This window comes from Sphaerochaeta sp. UBA5849, assembly GCA_002432715.1.
Taxonomy (GTDB): domain Bacteria; phylum Spirochaetota; class Spirochaetia; order Sphaerochaetales; family Sphaerochaetaceae; genus Sphaerochaeta.
This window is the reverse complement of record DJGJ01000020.1, coordinates 43,134-60,608: the sequence shown is the minus strand read 5'-3', so window position 1 is coordinate 60,608 and position 17,475 is coordinate 43,134. Positions and strand designations below refer to the sequence as shown.

Annotated in this window: 18 protein-coding genes; 9 read left to right on the top strand and 9 right to left on the bottom strand. The window is 50.4% G+C overall.

Annotation, left to right across the window (positions count from 1 at the left end; all coding sequences use genetic code 11):
* Nucleotides 1-9: 9 nt before the first annotated feature.
* Genes B3K89_RS02955 through B3K89_RS02945 form a run of 3 tightly spaced genes read left to right on the top strand, consistent with a single transcriptional unit; the run spans nucleotide 10 to nucleotide 2,789 of the window.
* A complete protein-coding gene (locus tag B3K89_RS02955) occupies nucleotides 10-903 on the top strand; it encodes an ROK family protein (protein ID WP_345907038.1) in 894 nt (297 codons plus the stop codon).
* A complete protein-coding gene (locus tag B3K89_RS02950) occupies nucleotides 887-1,933 on the top strand; it encodes an SIS domain-containing protein (protein WP_345907037.1) in 1,047 nt (348 codons plus the stop codon). The genes B3K89_RS02955 and B3K89_RS02950 overlap by 17 nt, the downstream gene beginning before the upstream one ends.
* Before the next feature lie 40 nt (nucleotides 1,934-1,973).
* A complete protein-coding gene (locus B3K89_RS02945; RefSeq protein WP_345907036.1) occupies nucleotides 1,974-2,789 on the top strand; it encodes a MurR/RpiR family transcriptional regulator in 816 nt (271 codons plus the stop codon).
* Between the two features lie 74 nt (nucleotides 2,790-2,863).
* Here B3K89_RS02945 and B3K89_RS02940 read toward each other — a convergent pair whose 3' ends face one another.
* Together B3K89_RS02940 and B3K89_RS02935 are read right to left on the bottom strand one after the other, a co-directional pair.
* Nucleotides 2,864-3,190: a DUF1801 domain-containing protein gene (locus B3K89_RS02940; RefSeq protein ID WP_345907035.1), complete on the bottom strand. Its 327-nt coding sequence runs from the start codon at nucleotides 3,188-3,190 to the stop codon at nucleotides 2,864-2,866.
* Between the two features lie 131 nt (nucleotides 3,191-3,321).
* Nucleotides 3,322-4,266, bottom strand: coding sequence for a hypothetical protein (locus B3K89_RS02935; protein ID WP_345907034.1), 945 nt, complete (start codon nucleotides 4,264-4,266; stop codon nucleotides 3,322-3,324).
* Between the two features lie 266 nt (nucleotides 4,267-4,532).
* On the opposite strand from B3K89_RS02935, the gene yfcE reads away from it, so the two are divergent.
* Nucleotides 4,533-5,078, top strand: a complete 546-nt coding sequence (yfcE, locus tag B3K89_RS02930; RefSeq protein WP_345907033.1) for a phosphodiesterase — start codon at nucleotides 4,533-4,535, stop codon at nucleotides 5,076-5,078.
* Here the strand turns inward: yfcE and B3K89_RS02925 are convergent.
* From B3K89_RS02925 to B3K89_RS02910, 4 genes are all read right to left on the bottom strand, one after another.
* Complete coding sequence (locus tag B3K89_RS02925; RefSeq protein WP_293896238.1) at nucleotides 5,068-6,561, bottom strand: sensor histidine kinase; 1,494 nt, start codon at nucleotides 6,559-6,561, stop codon at nucleotides 5,068-5,070. The two genes, yfcE and B3K89_RS02925, sit on opposite strands and share 11 nt — an antisense overlap.
* Entirely contained in the window at nucleotides 6,558-7,283 is a 726-nt protein-coding gene (locus tag B3K89_RS02920; protein WP_293896240.1) for a response regulator transcription factor, read from the bottom strand. Before B3K89_RS02920 ends, B3K89_RS02925 begins: the two co-directional genes overlap by 4 nt.
* 3 nt (nucleotides 7,284-7,286) lie before the next feature.
* Entirely contained in the window at nucleotides 7,287-8,012 is a 726-nt protein-coding gene (locus B3K89_RS02915; RefSeq protein WP_293896243.1) for a response regulator transcription factor, read from the bottom strand.
* A gap of 113 nt (nucleotides 8,013-8,125) precedes the next feature.
* Nucleotides 8,126-8,293, bottom strand: coding sequence for a hypothetical protein (locus tag B3K89_RS02910; RefSeq protein ID WP_345907032.1), 168 nt, complete (start codon nucleotides 8,291-8,293; stop codon nucleotides 8,126-8,128).
* A gap of 2 nt (nucleotides 8,294-8,295) precedes the next feature.
* On the opposite strand from B3K89_RS02910, the gene B3K89_RS02905 reads away from it, so the two are divergent.
* The 3 genes from B3K89_RS02905 to adhE all read left to right on the top strand — a co-directional run bounded on the left by B3K89_RS02905 (nucleotide 8,296) and on the right by adhE (nucleotide 12,584).
* Nucleotides 8,296-8,622, top strand: a complete 327-nt coding sequence (locus B3K89_RS02905) for a NusG domain II-containing protein (RefSeq protein ID WP_345907045.1) — start codon at nucleotides 8,296-8,298, stop codon at nucleotides 8,620-8,622.
* Nucleotides 8,609-9,721 (top strand): Gx transporter family protein, encoded by a 1,113-nt coding sequence (locus tag B3K89_RS02900; RefSeq protein WP_293896249.1) that lies wholly within the window; start codon nucleotides 8,609-8,611, stop codon nucleotides 9,719-9,721. Before B3K89_RS02905 ends, B3K89_RS02900 begins: the two co-directional genes overlap by 14 nt.
* Nucleotides 9,722-9,920: 199 nt before the next feature.
* Nucleotides 9,921-12,584 (top strand): bifunctional acetaldehyde-CoA/alcohol dehydrogenase, encoded by a 2,664-nt coding sequence (gene adhE / locus B3K89_RS02895; RefSeq protein WP_345907031.1) that lies wholly within the window; start codon nucleotides 9,921-9,923, stop codon nucleotides 12,582-12,584.
* 205 nt (nucleotides 12,585-12,789) lie between these two features.
* Here adhE and B3K89_RS02890 read toward each other — a convergent pair whose 3' ends face one another.
* Nucleotides 12,790-13,929 carry a Fic family protein gene (locus B3K89_RS02890; protein ID WP_345907030.1) on the bottom strand — a complete coding sequence of 380 codons (1,140 nt, stop codon included), beginning with the start codon at nucleotides 13,927-13,929 and terminating at the stop codon, nucleotides 12,790-12,792.
* 337 nt (nucleotides 13,930-14,266) lie between these two features.
* On the opposite strand from B3K89_RS02890, the gene B3K89_RS02885 reads away from it, so the two are divergent.
* The gene (locus B3K89_RS02885; protein WP_345907029.1) at nucleotides 14,267-15,073 is read left to right on the top strand and encodes a Cof-type HAD-IIB family hydrolase; all 807 of its coding nucleotides are present in this window, start codon (nucleotides 14,267-14,269) and stop codon (nucleotides 15,071-15,073) included.
* Nucleotides 15,070-16,293 (top strand): MFS transporter, encoded by a 1,224-nt coding sequence (locus tag B3K89_RS02880; RefSeq protein ID WP_293894060.1) that lies wholly within the window; start codon nucleotides 15,070-15,072, stop codon nucleotides 16,291-16,293. Before B3K89_RS02885 ends, B3K89_RS02880 begins: the two co-directional genes overlap by 4 nt.
* A gap of 19 nt (nucleotides 16,294-16,312) precedes the next feature.
* On the opposite strand, the gene B3K89_RS02875 is transcribed toward B3K89_RS02880, so the two are convergent.
* Nucleotides 16,313-16,798, bottom strand: a complete 486-nt coding sequence (locus tag B3K89_RS02875; protein WP_293894062.1) for a 4Fe-4S ferredoxin — start codon at nucleotides 16,796-16,798, stop codon at nucleotides 16,313-16,315.
* Nucleotides 16,798-17,268 carry a rubredoxin-like domain-containing protein gene (locus B3K89_RS02870; RefSeq protein ID WP_293894064.1) on the bottom strand — a complete coding sequence of 157 codons (471 nt, stop codon included), beginning with the start codon at nucleotides 17,266-17,268 and terminating at the stop codon, nucleotides 16,798-16,800. The genes B3K89_RS02875 and B3K89_RS02870 overlap by 1 nt, the downstream gene beginning before the upstream one ends.
* Nucleotides 17,269-17,475 lie beyond the last annotated feature (207 nt).

Below are 17,475 nucleotides of genomic sequence, written 5' to 3'. Positions count from 1 at the left end.
TACGTTGGGTTGGACATCGGAGGAACATCCGTCAAGGTCCTAGGCCTTGATGAAAAACAGGAAATCTGCTTCGAATCGTCATTTGCCACGAATTCACAACAAGGCATTGATGTTTTTCTGAAAGCATGCAAAGACGTAATCACGAAACATACCAACGCCAATGCCATGAAGCTTGCAGGCATCGGTATCGGGTGCACAGGCCCGATAGATTACCGCAACGGTATGATTGACAACCCCTACACCCTACCTGGATTGGAAGGACATAGTATCAGCAAGCTCCTAAGCAAGGAGTGTAAAGTACCAGTCCTGGTTGATAATGATGCCAATACTGCTCATGTAGGGGAGGTATTCCAACAACCCCATGCACCTAAGGATACATTGATGATTGCCTTCGGCACGGGGGTTGGTGTCTCAGTTCGCCTTGATGGTGAGCTATTCAGGATTCCTGGGGGCATTCATCCAGAAATCGGGCACATTGCAACAAGCATACAGGCTGAAGATTGCTGCTACTGCGGCCGAAACAATTGTATGGAGCATATACTTTCTGGTACCGGCATCAACAAGCATGCCTTGGTTCGCTATGGGAGCAAAGCAGAAGAGGCAATGGAAACAAGTGACCGCTTGTTTGCAAAAGAACTTGAAAAAGCTTTGTTTGATTCAATCAGTACGTTGGCGATTCTGTTCCATCCTACGTGTGTCTATATCGGTGGGGGGATGCAACGATTTTTTGAAACTTATTTACTCAAGCCGGTTCAACAAAGACTTGATGCTTTGCTTCCAGTCTATGGAAGAACCAGCTTGGAGCCTTGTTTGGCCGGAACAAAAGCAGGCAGTCTTGGTGCTGCTTTGATGGCTTATCATGCGTTTTGTGTAAAGGGAGATGAATATGCGTGCAATGATTGAAAAATATGCAAGTCTATTACAGGATAGTAGTGGCGTTCAGGCAATTCTCGCTGAGATGGATCGGCAGATAAGTGATGCATCCATCAGTATTGATTCAGCAAAAGAGGGTGTCAGGGAGTTTTCCAAAGCCATTAGAACCAACAAGGCATTACTCTTGTTGGGCATGGGAGCCTCACATTATGCAAATGAACTTTTTGCATTGCAGCTCAGAAAAGTGGGCATTCAGGCAATAGCCATCAGTGCTTCAGAGTTTTTGTATGACCCTCTTCCTGTCTGGAAGGCTCCCGTCTTGTTCACCAGTCAATCGGGAGAGTCTGTTGAAACAGTCAGATGCCTTTCGCTTCTTCAAGGCTGCCAGCTCTTCAGCATAACGCTTAATGGTAACAGTACTATTGGAAGAAAAACCTATGCGCTTGTCGCTTCTGGAGGAGAGGAGAAAGCTTTTGCAGGAACCCGTAGTGTTACATTAACGATAAGCTTGATGGCAAGTGTATGTGAAGTTCTTGGATGCTTCACAAAAAAAGATCTGCAAAGAGCCTTACTTAGCGGACCGGAAACGGTTGAATCCCTTGAAAAAGCATTAGGGCTGCTCATTCAAGCCAGGCAGGTTGTAGCAACAGGAAGGAGTCTATTCAGCCCGATTGCCCATCTCTTCGCTCTCGGGTGTGAGGAGCTTAGCAGGATAAGCATTCTCTGTCTTGAATCAGGCCAATTGCGCCATGGCCCTACAGAAATATTAAGCTCTGACACCACCTTGGTACTTTTTCGACAGGATGGTACGTTGGGGCAATTGGCTGGGAGTTTCGAAGAGCTGCAGAGGAAGGCAGGTTTTTCCTTTGTAGTCTTTGACGCCTCTTCTTTCAAGGCATTGGATCAGGCTGTAACAATCAGATTCCCTGCTGGGGAGGATATGCTCGCAGTACTTGGTATGATGAGTGCATTTCAAACGCTGATGATAACCTTCGCATGTGCAAAGAATCCTTATACCGGTATCCCCCGTTACGGCAGCAAAGTAACTACCAGCGAATGATACAAACAATAAAAGTGTGTATACTCACCTTGAGGTGCATATGTTGATTACTGATATCATTGAAAGCCAAGGCAACCAATTCAGCGCTACTGAACGCAAGCTGGTCGACTATATCCGCAATAATCCCAATATCATCTTCAAGACCATCACTGAGGTGATCGAGGAGAGCAAGGTTGGTTATGGATCCATCATCCGTTTTTGCAAAAAGATCGGGTGTGAAGGCTTTCAGGATTTCAAGATTCGCTTGGCAACAGAGAATACCAACGGAGAAAAAAAATCCGACCTTGAAGAAGATTCCCTTTTAGGCAGTTATAGAAAACTGGTATTCAAACAGTTGAATGTGACGATGCGCAATATCGACGACAAGACCATCATCGATATCGCCCAGTCGATCATGCAAGCAAGGAAGATTGTTTTATTGGGGTTTGGTGGATCCTACCCTATGGCCGAAGAGTTCTCCTACCGATTACTCAGGATGGGTTTTGACAACACAAGCCTCGATGCTGATAATCATATGCAGTCCTACCGTGTGTCGCTGCTTAATGAAGAGGATGTGGTGTTTGTATTCTCTTTTTCCGGCACGACCAAGGAAATACTGGATACCGTCAATGTAGCAAAGAAATATAACGCGAAGATTATTTCTTTCACCAACCATGTGAAGTCACCGCTGGTGAAGCTTTCAGATATGTTCTTGATTACTGCTATCAGAATTCCTGCGCTTGAGGCTGAATTGGGTACCAGGCTACCCTTCTACTTCATCATTGAAGTTCTCACCAATTACCTTTATGACAACTATCAACAGGTAAGAGACGCACTGAAGATTACTTACGATTCAGTAGCAAAGAAACAAATGTAACTATTTTCTAGCTTCTTCATAGGCACGAATAAACGATTCAACACTATGAGAAGCAATAATTGAGCCGATCAAATCTAGAGTAAGGTCTTCCATCTTATTGAAGCGGATGCAGGACTTTCCCAGAGAGAGAGTTTCTTTCCTGCTTTCTCAAAGGCAGCCATCAATGTCTGGTAGACGTTCTGATCCATGTAAGCTGGCATGAGATAGAGCGAGTAATACTGCTTCTGTACAGCCAAGCCTATGTAGTTCAGGGGTTTCTTGTTGTAGGTGTGGGGATAGATTTCCAAAGGCACTTCATAGCTAAGCATGCCCCAATTGATGCTCTCCACAAAGCCTGAGGGGAGATAGGTGAGAATCAGAGAACGAACAGGGTAGATGACTGAGCGTTGTTCAGATATCAAGGAGGATAGGTAGTTATGGACGGTGGTGACGACAATTGTCTTAAAGGGCTCCTTGAAAAGACTGATAAGGCTGGAAATAGAAAGTGACCCATCAACGATGGGCCACTTTCACTACTTCATTTCGTTTAGTATTAGAACTTGATAGTGATGGAAGGTGTCAAGGTAAGACCACCGTCATACTCAGCGGCAAGCTTGTACTTAACTCCACCCATGGTGTAATCAACAGCACCAGTAACTGCCCAGTCAATATTGCTAAGGTCAGTCATGGACAAACCAGCGGAAAGACCAACATTTTCAATACCACTGTAAGAAGCATTGAAGATAAGATCATTTGTTGCACCCATGATGAATTCAGCATCAGCAGCAACATCACCAAATCCAGCCTCAGCAGCCACGAACAAGGTATTGTCTTCGCTTTCGATGAGGTACTTGTCATATACGGACACTGCCAAATCAAAGTCGAGGTCAGCAAGTGCTGCTACATCAACCTTAACAGATCCACCAATACCACCCTTGGTATCAGTAGCGGAAACATAACTTGCATAACCAACAGTTGCAGTCACACCATCAACCGGTGCCAACTTTGCAGAAATCTGTACGGGCCAATTTGCCTCATCAAAAGTCAAACCAGCTTTCACGGTTACCATGTTATAACCAATAGTAAACTCAGAGGTCTCAGGCTTGGCGCCAGCAGAAGAAAGTCCACCAAGACTGTCGTTGGGATCAGCATAAACGGAGAGAATACCTGAACCGCCCTTATTACCAACAGAAAGAGTCATGGTCATATCACCCATGTCAACACCCTGCTCTGCAAGTGCTTTATCCAAATAGATATCAGCGACGCCAGTCATACCTCCATCGAGGCTTACCAATCCACCGTCGATTGAAACCTTCCAAAAATCAGTACTAGCAGAAACTTTGCTGAGCTTAACAGCACTAGCAGGAGCAACAGCTGTCGGATCAAAAGTGAAAGGTTTACTTGCAGAAAATTCACCTGTGATTTCGAGAGGGGCAGCCATCAGGCTTGCTGCAACCATAAGAACCAGCGCCAGAGTCAATACAAACTTTTTCTTCATGACGTAAATCTCCATTTTTTTGCGTGAGAGTTTATTTGTAACATCAGTATGCTGATGCACTTTGTGAGTAGAATGGACAAGTCTTGTGTGAATGATGGATTAGTGTGATGGTCGTATGTGTTTATTTGAGTTTGTGTGAGATTTTTTGGGAATTGTGTATGGTTTGTGTGCACAAACCATCTATATGTGATTGGTGAGAAGGTTACAAAGACAATATCTTTTACTCTGTCAATAACATTGCCGTACATAACCGATTTTAGTATCATATGAGTATGATATACCTTTTTGCCTCTGACATCCATGGAAGTGCATATGCAATGCATAAGCTTTTGGAAGTCTTTCAATCATCCAAAGCCTCCAAGCTTATACTGCTCGGGGACTTGCTCTATCACGGCCCTCGTAACGACCTTCCCTATGAGTATAACCCAAAAGAAACAAGTAGGCTACAAAATAGTGTGAAAGAATCGTTAATTTGTGTAAAAGGCAATTGTGAAGCCGATGTAGACCAAATGGTTCTGGAATTCCCCGTACTTTCTGACAGCGCAATCATGTATCTCGAACAGTTGGAAGGGAGAATGATGTACCTCCACCACGGCCATAAACCGCTTCCGCCGCTTTCTGCAGGCACCATTGTGGTAAGCGGACATACGCACATTCCCGTAGCAGAAGGGAAGGATGGATTGATCTTCATCAACCCGGGATCGGTAGCCATCCCCAAGGACGGCTACCCTGCTACGTATTGCATATTGGAAAACCGAACCTTCAGAATCCTGGATTTCTCAGGTACTGTGATCAAGAGCCTCACCATCTGAGGCTCACAATCACATTGCCTTCTCTCTCTTCTATGGAGGCCGCCCCCTCATGCAGGCGCATCACCTGCTTGACGATCGGAAGACCCAGACCGCTTCCAGCAGTCCCGCGACTGCTGTCACCCTTCGTCCAGGGCTCGAAGAAATCGATACCCTCGGCCAAATGGCCGGTATTGGTGAACGTCATGCTGTTTTGGCCTATCGCCCACCCTACCGAATCCTCGCTTGCCTGCAAGGCATTTGAAAGAAGAGCCTTGCAAGCATAGGTAAGCAACTTCTGGTCGGCTATCAACTGAGCATCGTTTGCATCAAGATAGATACGGTCCTTCTGCTCCTCGGAGAATGCATCCAACACCTGCTGGATGAACGAAGCAACATCAAGCTGTGACAGGGTGGCCTTTGTGTCGGGGCTCTGCAGATTTGCATACAGGGAAACCAACGCGATGCGGTCGGAGAGCGTATCATTCTCCCGCTTGAGCGTAGCAAGTGTTTGCTCATTGACCGGAAACACCCCATCGATGATCCCATCAAGCAACAGCTTCATGCTGGCAACCGGAGTGTTCAGGTCATGACTGATGCTTCGAAGCCACGCCTGCCTGCTCACCTTGTTGAGCAAGAGGTTCTCATCGAGCTGCTTGATCGACCTATTGATCACCTTCTGCTCATCAATCTTGGTTGCAGGAAGCTGCACACCATTCTCCCCACTGGAAAGCAGCTGAAGAGCCTGCTGGATACCACTGGTATATTTCCCGCTGCGCCTGGAAACCGAAGCGGCCATCAGAAGCGCGATGAGGAAGGCGAACGGCATAGCCCAGAGGAAAGGATACAGCAAACCCTTGAACAACCTTCCCGTGTCCTTATAGGTAAAGGGGGTGTAGGTCAGCACATCTACCATCCCCAGCACCTCGTTGTTGTACATGATCACCATGCTGCCGGCGATATCATTGGCCTTCACCTGGGCAGGAAGCAGGATCGTCTGCTTCTGTCGCTCGGGCTGCCTGCTCACCAAAAGCGAAGTGACTGAACCTGATTGCAGGATCTTGACCACATATACATCACTGTGCATCTCGGAAGAAGTGAACCCCTGCTCCCCGATCGCCTCCTTCGCAACGGGAAGAGCATGATGCATTGTCGGAATCTGCGCCTCTGCCGGTCTCTGCCTGGGGATGGGAAGCGAATTTCCGCTGCTGGTGTTCCCATAGGCGACAGCGACCGTCCCATCAGGGTTGCGGATGTAGAGACCGCTGACCCGGTCGTCTGCGGAGGCAAGCAACAGCTGTTCGATGGCTATGAACGAGGATGGCCGACTGGAAAGCCCGGCCTTCAGGTTGGCGGTAAACGTCTCCAGATACTCCTCGAACACCGACTCAGTCCAAGAAGCGCGTTGGTTCTGCAGGCTTACAAGCACGACAACAGCCTGGATGCCCAGCACTACGGCCACAACCAACACAAAACTTAGGAATAGTCGGACAAACTGTTTTCTCATACCTCTGTTCTTTCTTTCTCATGGCCGATGAAGCGGTAGCCATAGCCGCGGACCGTCTCGATCCAAGGCCCTTCGCCGAGCTTGGACCGGATGTTCTTGATATGGGTGTCCACCACCCGCTCATACGATTCAACCGTGTAATCGAAACACTCCTCCAGAATCTGGGAACGTGAAACCAAGTGATGGGAGTTCTGGATCAAGTGGGAAAGAATCCTCCACTCCGCTGCAGTGAGAACGACTTGATTGCCATCCACCTCCAAGCGGTGGTCCTGCTCATCGAAACGCATCCAGTGATCACCGACATACAGCAGTCCGTCACTTGGCTCATAGCTGCCGTTGCGGTACCTTCTGAGCACCGCCTGCACCCTGAGCACCAGCTCCTTGGGCGAGAAGGGCTTGGAAATATAGTCATCGGCACCCAGCTCGAAACCCAGGATGCGGTCGCTCTCCTCGGTGCGGGCTGTCATGAAAATCACCGGACAATCGACCTTTTCCTTGAGCTGCTTCACAAAAGCAAACCCATCGCCGTCGGGCAGCATCACATCCTGGATCAACAGGGAAGGCGTTTGGTTTGCAAATGCTTCCCGGGCGCTTTTCAAATTGGCAAAACCACGCACGACATAGCCCGAGAGCTCCAAATACTGACGCACTCCCTCGCGAATGACCTCGTGGTCCTCTACTATATAAATAAGCTCACTGTTTTTTTGTTTCTGGTCTTCCATGGCTTAATCCTGCGCTTCGAAACCCGGCTTGCCGGAAATACTCTTGCCTGCAAATCGGTATCCATAGCCACGAACCGTCTCGATCCACTGGGAACCGAGCGGACCCATTTTCGCCCGCATGTTCTTCACATGGGTATCGACGATTCGGTCGTACGACTCGAAGCTGTAGTCGAAGCAGTGCTCCAGAATCTGGGACCTGGTGATGAGAATTCCACTGTTGCTCACCAAATAGCTCATGATTCTCCACTCGGCAGCTGTAAGAGGCACCTGATTCCCGTCGACACTGAACATGTGCGACACCTCGTCAAGCTGCAACACCGAATTGCCAAGCGTCCAGGTTGAACTACTATGGAACGCCGAAACACTGACGTCGATCCTCCGAAACAGGGCATGCACCCTGAGCACCAACTCCTTCGAACTGAACGGCTTGCAGACATAGTCATCAGCGCCAAGCTCGAAACCCAGGATCCTGTCACTCTCAGCAACCCTGCCGGTCACAAAAATCACCGGAAAGGAAAAGGACTGCTTCAGCTTTTTCAAATAGTTGAAGCCATCGCCGTCGGGCAGTTGCACCTCAAGCAGCAGCAAGTCGGGAGCCTGGCGCGAAATCGCCACCTGCACCCCGTGCAAATCCTCATACGCCTGCACCTCGTATCCCGATAACTCGAGGTACTGCTTGATCCCTTCCCGATCCTCCAGATTGCCGTCAACAACATAAATCACTTTCATAAATTACATCACCATACCTTTGTTCGCTTGACAAGCGTTTGTGGTCAGTCAACACATTACTACACAGTATCTTCACAATGTCTAATCATAATAAGCATAGTGTGAACCAACTGTCAAATTATACCCTGATAATCCACATACTTCACCATCCACCCATGAGGATGAAGAAATAGCTGTTTCACATTCATATTGAAAACCCAATCGGTCCACGCTACACTGCATGCCATGAAACGTCCGCTTGCAACCCTGCTCACCGATACCATCATCCTCGGCCTCTGCATAGCTGCAATCCTGTGGATCAGCAGCAAGACCATGNNCCATCGGTTCGGGCAGCGGGTACCTGCAGGTACAGACCCACGACAGCACCTACCGCTACTCACTTTCCACCAACCGGGAAATCCATGTGCAAGGGCCCTTGGGAGACACCCATATCATTATCGAGGATGGCAAAGCCCACATCCACGATTCGGCCTGTCCCACCAAGAGCTGTACCCAGCAAAAGCCCATTTTCAGTGCAAGTGGCTGGATCGCCTGCCTGCCCAACCAAGTCCTGCTGACCATTGTAGGAGAGAGTGCAGAAGCCATGGAGGTCGATGATGTCACGAACTGAGCGGAAAATCGCCTTTGTTGCAGCGGTCACCCTGCTTCTCTCCACCCTCGAGTATCTCATCCCCAAGCCGCTCCCCTTTCTCAAACTCGGGCTTGCCAATCTGCCATTGCTCATCATTCTCGACAGCTTCAGCCTGAAGGCCTACGGCCTCACCCTGCTGCTCAAGGCCATCGGACAGGGCATGGTCTCAGGCACGCTGTTCTCCTACCTTTTTTTCATCTCCCTTGCAGGCACCCTCTCCAGCGGCCTGATCATGAAAACCCTCAAGACAGTGCTCAAGGAAAAGGTATCACTGGTCGGGTGCAGCATCGCAGGCGCTTTTGCCAGCAATATCGCCCAGCTTGAGGTGGCCTCCCTCGTCGCCTACGGGCCATCCATCTGGATTGCCGCCCCGCTTATGCTCACCCTCGGGCTGGTCTCCAGCCTCGTTCTGGGCCTTTCGGCGGAACTCTACCTGCAGAAAGGCAGCCTGCCCAAGGCACTCAGAGAAGAGAGCCTTGAACTTGCCGTCCCCGTAACAGAAGAAGCAAGACACTACCTGACGGTGACAGTTGCAAGCTTGGTCTGCATGATTGCCATCATCGTCACCGAAGGCCTGCCTTTTCTGGCCTCGGTCACCGTCCTCATGTACGCACTGCAAATCATCAGCGGCAGGAAGCTTCGACTGCTGCCGCCTCTGATGCTGCTTCTCTCCCTGCTCCTGCTCAGCCTCTTTGAACCCAACGGCAAGGTCCTGCTCTCCCTCGGTACTGCCGCCTTCACCGAAGGATCGCTCATCCTTGCACTGCAGAAGGCCCTGCGCCTGATGAGCCTGCTTGCAGCCAGCCAGTGCCTGGTGGCAAGCAACCCCAAGCTCAAGGGCAAGGCCGGAGCCATCCTGGTGCTCACCCTTGCCTACTTCGGCATTCTCTCCACCTCATTCCGCTCTACAAGCGGCAGCTTGATCGAGCGGGTCGACCAAACCCTGCTACGCGCCATAGGTGCACAACAGGGTGTCAGTGTTCCGACCAAGCCCAAGAGGGCCATCAACACTTCACTCTTTCTTGCAGGGGCGTCGGTTGTACTGGTTACAGCAGTAAGCAGCAAGATTTTCTTTTAATATTACAATAATAGATTTTATATACTTTATTGGCATATTAATTTACATTTTACACCTATTCTTGCTTTTTAATATGCACTTATATAAAAATGAGTGCATTTCTTTTTTCATATTTCTTCCATAAATCTTTTAAACTCTCTTGACCTAATTAGATAATTTTTTATACATTTGAACCATCAAAACCACCTAGGAGTGCAACATGGCAGAAACAAGTGTTGGAGAGCTGTTTGCAGGACAAGAGCAACTGCAGGCTCTCATCGAACGGGTCAAGCGAGCACAAATCAAATTCTCAACCTATACTCAAGAGCAGGTTGACACCATATTCAGGGCTGCCGCCATCGCAGCGAACGATGAGCGCATCAAACTGGCAGCCATGGCAGTCGAAGAGACAGGCATGGGCATCATCGAGGACAAGGTCATCAAGAACCACTTCGCAGCCGAGTACATCTTCCACAAGTACAAGGACGAGAAAACCTGTGGTGTAATCGAGACCGACGCAGGCTTCGGCATCAAGAAAATTGCCGAACCCAAGGGTGTCATCTGCGGTATCATTCCCACAACCAATCCGACCAGCACCGCCATTTTCAAGAGCCTGATCAGTCTCAAGACCCGCAACGCCATCATCTTCAGCCCCCACCCCCGGGCAAAAGCCTGCACCTGCGAGGCTGCGAGAGTCATTCTCGAGGCCGCGGTGAAAGCAGGGGCACCCGAGGATATCATCGCCTGGATCGATGAGCCTTCCATCCAGAAGACCGACTATCTGATGCACAGTCCCTTGGTCAACCTGATTCTCGCCACCGGCGGTCCCTCCATGGTGAAGAGCGCCTACTCCTCAGGCATCCCTGCCATCGGTGTCGGGCCGGGCAATACCCCGGCCCTGGTGGACAAGAGCGCCGATATCAAGATGGCGGTCAGCTCGATTCTGATGTCCAAGACGTTCGACAACGGAGTCGTTTGCGCCTCGGAGCAGGCGGTCATCTGCCACAAGGACATCTATGATGCGATGAAGGAAGAGTTCCAAAACCGCGGTGCGTACTTTCTGAGCACCGAACAGGCCGACCTGCTTCGCAAGGTGATCATCGATCCCAAGCGCAAGACAGTCAATCCTGCCATCGTCGGCCAGAGTGCCGAACAGGTAGCCGCGATAGCAGGCTTTTGCGTTCCTGCTTCCACCAAGGTTTTGATCGGCGAGGTCGATTCCATCGAGGAAGCCGAGCCTTTCGCACACGAAAAGCTCAGCCCGGTATTGGCGATGTATCGGTGCGACAACTTCGGCGAGGGGACCAACAAGGCAGCCAAGCTGGTCGCACTCGGCGGCTATGGCCACACCAGCGTGCTCTATATCGATGAAACAGAGACCGAGAAGGTCGAGGCTTTCAGCAAAACCGTCAAGACCAGCAGGATCCTGGTAAACATGCCAGCAAGCCAGGGTGCCATCGGTGACATCTACAACTTCCGCCTTGAACCGTCCTTGACGCTCGGCTGCGGCAGCTGGGGCAACAACTCCATCAGCGAGAACGTAGGACCGAAACACCTCTTGAACATCAAGACGGAAGCTGCAAGGAGGGAGAATATGCTCTGGTTCAAACTGCCACCGAAAATCTACTTCAAGTATGGTTCGCTGCCCATCGCACTGGGAGAGCTCAAGGGCAAGAAGCGTGCATTCATCATCACCGACTCATTCCTCTTCTCAAGCGGGATGGTGGAGAAAATCACCGATGTGCTGGACAGTCTGAGCATTGAGAGTGAAACCTTCCACCAGGTGAAACCCGACCCCACCCTGGCTACGATCACCGAGGGTATGAAACTCATCAACGCCTTCAAGCCGGATGTGCTCATAGGGCTCGGCGGAGGATCACCGATGGATGCGGCAAAGATCATGTGGCTGCTCTATGAGCATCCGGAGGTGAAGTTCGAAGGCCTTGCCCTGCGGTTCATGGACATCCAGAAGCGCATCTACGCCTTCCCCGACATGGGCAAAAAAGCAGAACTGGTCTGCATCCCCACCACCAGCGGCACCGGCAGTGAAGTCACCCCGTTTGCCATCATCACCGATGAGAAAACCGGGATGAAGTGGGCGATCGCCGACTATGCCCTCACCCCCAGCATGGCCATCGTGGACAGCGAGCTGGCTATGGGCCAGCCAAAGGGATTGACGGCAAGCTGCGGCTTGGATGTCCTGACCCACGCCTTGGAAGCCCTTGCTTCCAGCATGTCCACCGACTACACCAACGGCCTCAGCCTAGAGGCAGCGCGCATGATCTTCAAGTACCTGCCGCAGGCCTATCGCAACGGCGATGACAAGAAAGCCCGGGAGAAGGTGCACAACGCCTCCACCATAGCCGGCATGGCATTCTCCAACGCCTTTTTGGGAGTCTGTCACTCCATGGCCCACAAGCTGGGAGCGCAGTTCCACGTACCGCATGGGATGGCGAACGCCCTGCTGTTGTGCAATGTCATCCGGTACAACGCCACCGACAATCCGACCAAACAGGCAGCGTTTCCGCAATACGAGTACCCCTCTGCTGTAAGCAGGTATGCAAGGGCGGCCGACTACATTGCCATGGCGGTCAACGACCAGCAGAACACGCCGTACATCCAAACCAGTGCAAGCGATACACAGGCGATGAGGGTCGAGGCCCTGATTGCCGGTATCGAGAAGCTGAAAAAGGAACTGGACATCCCCTCCTCCATCAAGGATTGGGGTGTCAAGGAGGAGGATTTCCTCTCGGTGGTCGATGAGCTTGCCATCAAGGCATTCGACGACCAATGCACAGGCACCAATCCACGCTACCCCCTGATCAGCGAGATCAAGCAGCTGTATCTGGACTCCTTCTATGGCAGGGCCTATACAGAAGAGTAAGCAACAAACAAGGGACTTCGAGAAATCGAGGTCCCTTGTGCTCTCCAAGCCGGATGCTGTTGCTATGGAGCAATTCAATCAAGCTGGTATCCGACTTAATCGGTTCATCGGCCATAGTTCCATAGTCCTGAGATTTTGGATGCATGGGATTCTATAATTCCAAAAAGTAATGATTTTGGAATTATGGAGCACGCAAATCGCTTTCCTACGCCTGGAAAATATCAAGATAGCCTTTGCACAAAAATACGCGATTTCTTGCGTTTCCAGTCTTTTCCTCAATGAGATTCTCCCTAATGAGCCGATTCAGAGCTCGGTTTACAGTCTGCATACTCAGCTCAAGGGTACCGGCAAGCTGAATTGCTGTCTGTACAGGTTTTTCGAAAAAAACATCAAGAACCCGCATGAGGTTATCGGTTTTTCCAGATAGTTGCCTTGCAATCCTGGAAGTCTCGCCTACGAAAGCAACAGCATTGCTGAATTTCTTCCGAGCTTCCTCAGCTGTTGTTACAGAAGCCTCCAAAAAAAAGAGTATCCATCCGAGCATATCGTTATGCGTGCGTACACGATTAAGTGCATCATAGTACTCAGTACGATGCAAGTCGAAATATTCAGATATAGAGAAGCATGGTTTCTTGAGTATTCCCTCATTCAGAAGCATCAACGGGATGAGAATTCTCCCAGTACGGCCATTACCGTCCAGAAAGGGATGGATACTTTCAAATTGGTAATGGACCAATGCCGCTTTGATCAGTCTTGGCACATCGATTGAGTCATTATGGATGAATTGCTCCAAATCAGACATCAATTGAGGTATATGTATATGTGCTGGAGGTACATATGCCGCCTTGGACGGCATAGACCCCCCAATCCAATTCTGGCTCAATCTAAACTCGCCCGGCGTCTTGAATTCACCACGAACGCCATTCATAAGGCATCGATGTATTTCACGGATCAATCTTGAACTAACAGGAAACCCATCGTTTGTTATTCGTTCCACCCCATACTGCAAAGCAGCAATATAATTCTGTACTTCCTGTACATCATCACGTTTTTCAGGATCTACATCCATGAGAGGAAGCATATCTTCCTCAATCGTTGTTTTAGTCCCTTCGATTTTGCTGGATTTGTTTGCTTCAACATGAATATGCATTCGAATATAGATATCAATATTCGGTATCAATTCAGCATATGCATTGAGACTCCCCAGTTCCATATTGGCTTTCTCCAATAGTGTGTTGATCCTGGCATTTCGCCACTCCCATGACGTATTAATTGGAGTTGGGATGAAGGATTTATACCCAGTCTGCATTTCGTAAGCACCAGCTCTATAGTCTTCTATATACATGAGGCCCTCCTTCCGATCACCATGGAACTCATACTAAAAGTATCACACCTTTCATGGTATGTAACGTACAACTGAAAAGCGGAAAAAAACAACACTTTCTCATATGGGTCCTCTTGCAAGAACTGCAAAGTCTGTACCTGGTTCTTTACCGCACTACCTTATTCAATTCCCTGCTTTGACACAACCAAGTTTTTTTCATTGGAAGGGCTCTTCATCATCCCTATGCCTATGACAAATCAGCCTGGAATCCTTTTGCGTTTTTTTTCACGTTGAAGCAATTGCATAACAAGACCTTGACCGGCTGTACATAGTCATACGCTTGTACTACTATGCTTGCATGTTTGAATGCAAACTCATTTGTACCGATATTGACGGCACCCTGCTCAACGGAAATCACCAGATCACGTTGCGCACCAAAGACGCCCTGAGGCGTGCCCGCCGCCGGGGCATCATCGTTGCCTTGGTCAGCGGTCGCATCGCCTCCAGCCTTGCCGTATTGCAGCAGGAAATCGGTATTCAGGGGCCTCTTGGTTGCTTCAACGGCTCACTGGTTCTCGACGAGGACGGAACAGAGTTGGAAGCCCACCCCATCCGCCTCGAGCAAGCCCTCGAGGTATTGGATGCTGTCCGCCATACTGAACTGGAAGCCTTTGTGTTCACCAATGAAAGCTGGTACACCAAAGAAAAGAGCCCTTGGTACGACATAGAGGTCGAGGCTTCACGAACCGAAGGGCGTATTGTCCCTTTCAGCGAACTGGAGTCTTCGTTTCATCCGGGGGAGCGGCCGTTCAAGGTGCTCTGCATGCATCACGACCCTGCCTATGTAGAAAGAGTCCAGGGTGGATTGCAGCAGGCCTTTGGTTCTTCGTTGAACATTCTCAACTCTTCACCCAAGTACATTGAGATCATGGCGAGGGGAGTCGACAAAGGCCACGCGGTACGGTCGCTGTGCAATGCATACTCGATCGACGCAAGCTCGGTGATGGCAGTCGGTGACTTCTACAACGACATCGGCATGTTCCGCGCCAGCGGGTACTCGGTGGCCATGGGCAATGCCCCCCGGACCGTGAAAGAGTGCGCCATCGCCCTTACCAAAAGCAATGATGAAGACGGGTTGGCTCTCGCCATTGAAGCAATCCTATGAAAACAAGCCTTGGCATCTATCGCGGACTCCCCCAACCCATCTATGTACTCTTCTTCTCCACCGTCATCAACGCGGTGGGAATCTTCGTCTATCCGTTCCTCGCCCTCTATCTCACCCAGCGGCTCGGCTACTCCGCCCTCCAGGCAGGAACGTACATGACCTTGGCCTCGGTACTCTACGTACCGGGTTCCATGATCGGCAGCAAGCTCGCCGATACCATCGGACGCAAGCCGGTACTGGTCATCTTCCAGCTGATGATGGATCTCTGCTTTGTGCTTGCAGGAATCTTTGAGGGGAAACCCATCATTGTCTACCTGGTGCTGTTGGCACTATTCTTCGATGGGATGGTCGATCCGGCCAGGGAAGCGATGAAAACCGACCTTACGACCATCGAGAACCGACAGGTCTCCTTCAGTCTCATCTATCTGGGGCATAACATCGGGTTTGCAATCGGGCCGGTCATCGCAGGCTATCTCTTTTACAGCTACCCCAGTTGGATTTTCTTCGGCAACGCCATTGCCGGTGCGTTTGCCACGCTGCTGGTGATGCTCCGAATCAAGGAGAGCAAGCCGTCCAAGGAAACGATAGAGGAGAGCAAACAGTGGAAAACGACCGAAAAAGGAGAGGAAGGCGGAATTCTCAAGGCACTCTTCACCCGACCTCGTCTTTTGTTCTTTGCTGTTTCGGTCACCTTCTTCAGCTACGCCTACAGCCAAACGCTCTTCGCTTTACCGCTTCTCACCACCAAGCTGTTCGCCGAGCAGGGTGCCGTGCTCTATGGGCACATGATGGCTCTCAACGGCATCGTGGTGGTCATCGGAACCCCCATCATCGTCTCCAAACTCAGACGCTTCCACCCTTTGGCGAACATAACCGCAAGCGGCCTCTTGTACGCCATCGGGTTCTCCCTCTTCGCCTTCGCCGTCAGCCCGCCCGCCTTTTTGGCCCTGACGGTCATCTATACCACCGGGGAGATCATCAACGCCACCAACGAGCACTTCTACGTGGCAAACAACACCCCGATCAGCCATAGGTCCCGGTTCTCAGCAATCCTGCCGATTATCATGGGAACAGGCCATGCCATGGCGCCGATCATCGGGGGAACCATCATCGACGCCCATTCGATGAACCTGCTTTGGATATCCACCGGCCTTGCCGCCCTGATCGGCTCGGTCGGCATGTTCATACTCTACCTGACAGAAAAGAAAAGTCGAAACTGAACGCTTCGGAGCCTCTTTCCTAGAGCTTGGCCAACAAGGCCTCAACGGCATCCTTGGGAAAAGATTCATCTTTCGCATGCTTCACTAAAAGGTGCTTGAGCAACTGTCGTACTGCATCGCTTTGGGGGAGCATGTATCCAGCCTCACGATAACAGTCCTCTGCCATGATCCGGTTGCTCATCGCCACCGTCCTGCAAAGCTGACGGAAAACAGGGTCATCACTTTCGTCGGCCAACTTGGTTGCAAGAGCCATCTGATCGGCCTTGCTCTTGGCAAGGTCCAACAATACCGCTCTTACCGCATCGGTCTTCGGTTGCGGAGCGGGATAGCTAGCCGCAACCAGATAGATGGCATGGCTGGGACAGGCATCCACGCAAAGGCGGCAGCCGTCAAGGCACTTGGAAAAATCAATCTGGCCGTTTTCGGTGTCGGTTGCACCGGTTGGACAGATGAACAAGCAGACACAATCCTTGGTACACAGGGCGATATTTCTTGCGGCATGCATCAGACGGCCTCCTTCTGGACAGCGTGAATCTTGAAACCGGGAACCTTGCAGATTGGACAAATTTCGGGTGGCCGCTCTCCCACGTATACAAAGCCGCAAATCTCGCATACCCAGACACTGGTATTCTCCAAAAGCCCTTGTTTCTGTTTCTCGTACCGTACCAACAAGCTCTTGAGCAACTTGGAAACCTTCTCCCCCCAAACCAGCGCCCTGAGGGCTCCACGGTCAGCGGCATTGGACGCCTGCTCATTCGCCTGTGCGTACGCCTGACTCAAATCCTCGTTGATTCGATCGAGCAGCATCTGGTAGCTGGATGTCGACAGGTCGGCTTGTTTCTTATCATAAAAGGCCGCAAGCCGTCCGAACAAGGCTGCTTCCTCGCTCTTCAGCTGTTTTGAACAAGCCTTCTGCAAATTGGAGCAGAGCGCACCAAGTTCCTGGGCGGACAGTTCTCTCATGGCATCTTCCATCAGTAACCTCCTTCATGTGATACACAAGGAAGTATAGCATTGGATGACGGAAATGTGGAATTTTATGCTTGCATACATGAATTCTTTTCTTATAGTACTGCTCACCTATCCTATTGCCCATGCAAAACCTAGAATCAGGGACCAGCGTGCATTATGCTTTCATTAAACTGAAAACTGCTACCAATAGCGACTCTTCTGACAAATATC

Coding starts and splice junctions, on each gene's coding strand:
- B3K89_RS02890 (WP_345907030.1), bottom strand. CDS start 13,929: ATGTATATAGAAGACTATAGAGCTGGTGCTTACGAAATGCAGACTGGG.
- B3K89_RS02870 (WP_293894064.1), bottom strand. CDS start 17,268: ATGGAAGATGCCATGAGAGAACTGTCCGCCCAGGAACTTGGTGCGCTC.
- B3K89_RS02950 (WP_345907037.1), top strand. CDS start 887: ATGCGTGCAATGATTGAAAAATATGCAAGTCTATTACAGGATAGTAGT.
- B3K89_RS02925 (WP_293896238.1), bottom strand. CDS start 6,561: ATGAGAAAACAGTTTGTCCGACTATTCCTAAGTTTTGTGTTGGTTGTG.
- yfcE (WP_345907033.1), top strand. CDS start 4,533: ATGAGTATGATATACCTTTTTGCCTCTGACATCCATGGAAGTGCATAT.
- B3K89_RS02900 (WP_293896249.1), top strand. CDS start 8,609: ATGTCACGAACTGAGCGGAAAATCGCCTTTGTTGCAGCGGTCACCCTG.
- B3K89_RS02880 (WP_293894060.1), top strand. CDS start 15,070: ATGAAAACAAGCCTTGGCATCTATCGCGGACTCCCCCAACCCATCTAT.
- B3K89_RS02935 (WP_345907034.1), bottom strand. CDS start 4,266: ATGAAGAAAAAGTTTGTATTGACTCTGGCGCTGGTTCTTATGGTTGCA.
- adhE (WP_345907031.1), top strand. CDS start 9,921: ATGGCAGAAACAAGTGTTGGAGAGCTGTTTGCAGGACAAGAGCAACTG.
- B3K89_RS02885 (WP_345907029.1), top strand. CDS start 14,267: ATGTTTGAATGCAAACTCATTTGTACCGATATTGACGGCACCCTGCTC.
- B3K89_RS02875 (WP_293894062.1), bottom strand. CDS start 16,798: ATGCATGCCGCAAGAAATATCGCCCTGTGTACCAAGGATTGTGTCTGC.
- B3K89_RS02945 (WP_345907036.1), top strand. CDS start 1,974: ATGTTGATTACTGATATCATTGAAAGCCAAGGCAACCAATTCAGCGCT.
- B3K89_RS02910 (WP_345907032.1), bottom strand. CDS start 8,293: ATGCAGAGGCCGAGGATGATGGTATCGGTGAGCAGGGTTGCAAGCGGA.
- B3K89_RS02915 (WP_293896243.1), bottom strand. CDS start 8,012: ATGAAAGTGATTTATGTTGTTGACGGCAATCTGGAGGATCGGGAAGGG.
- B3K89_RS02920 (WP_293896240.1), bottom strand. CDS start 7,283: ATGGAAGACCAGAAACAAAAAAACAGTGAGCTTATTTATATAGTAGAG.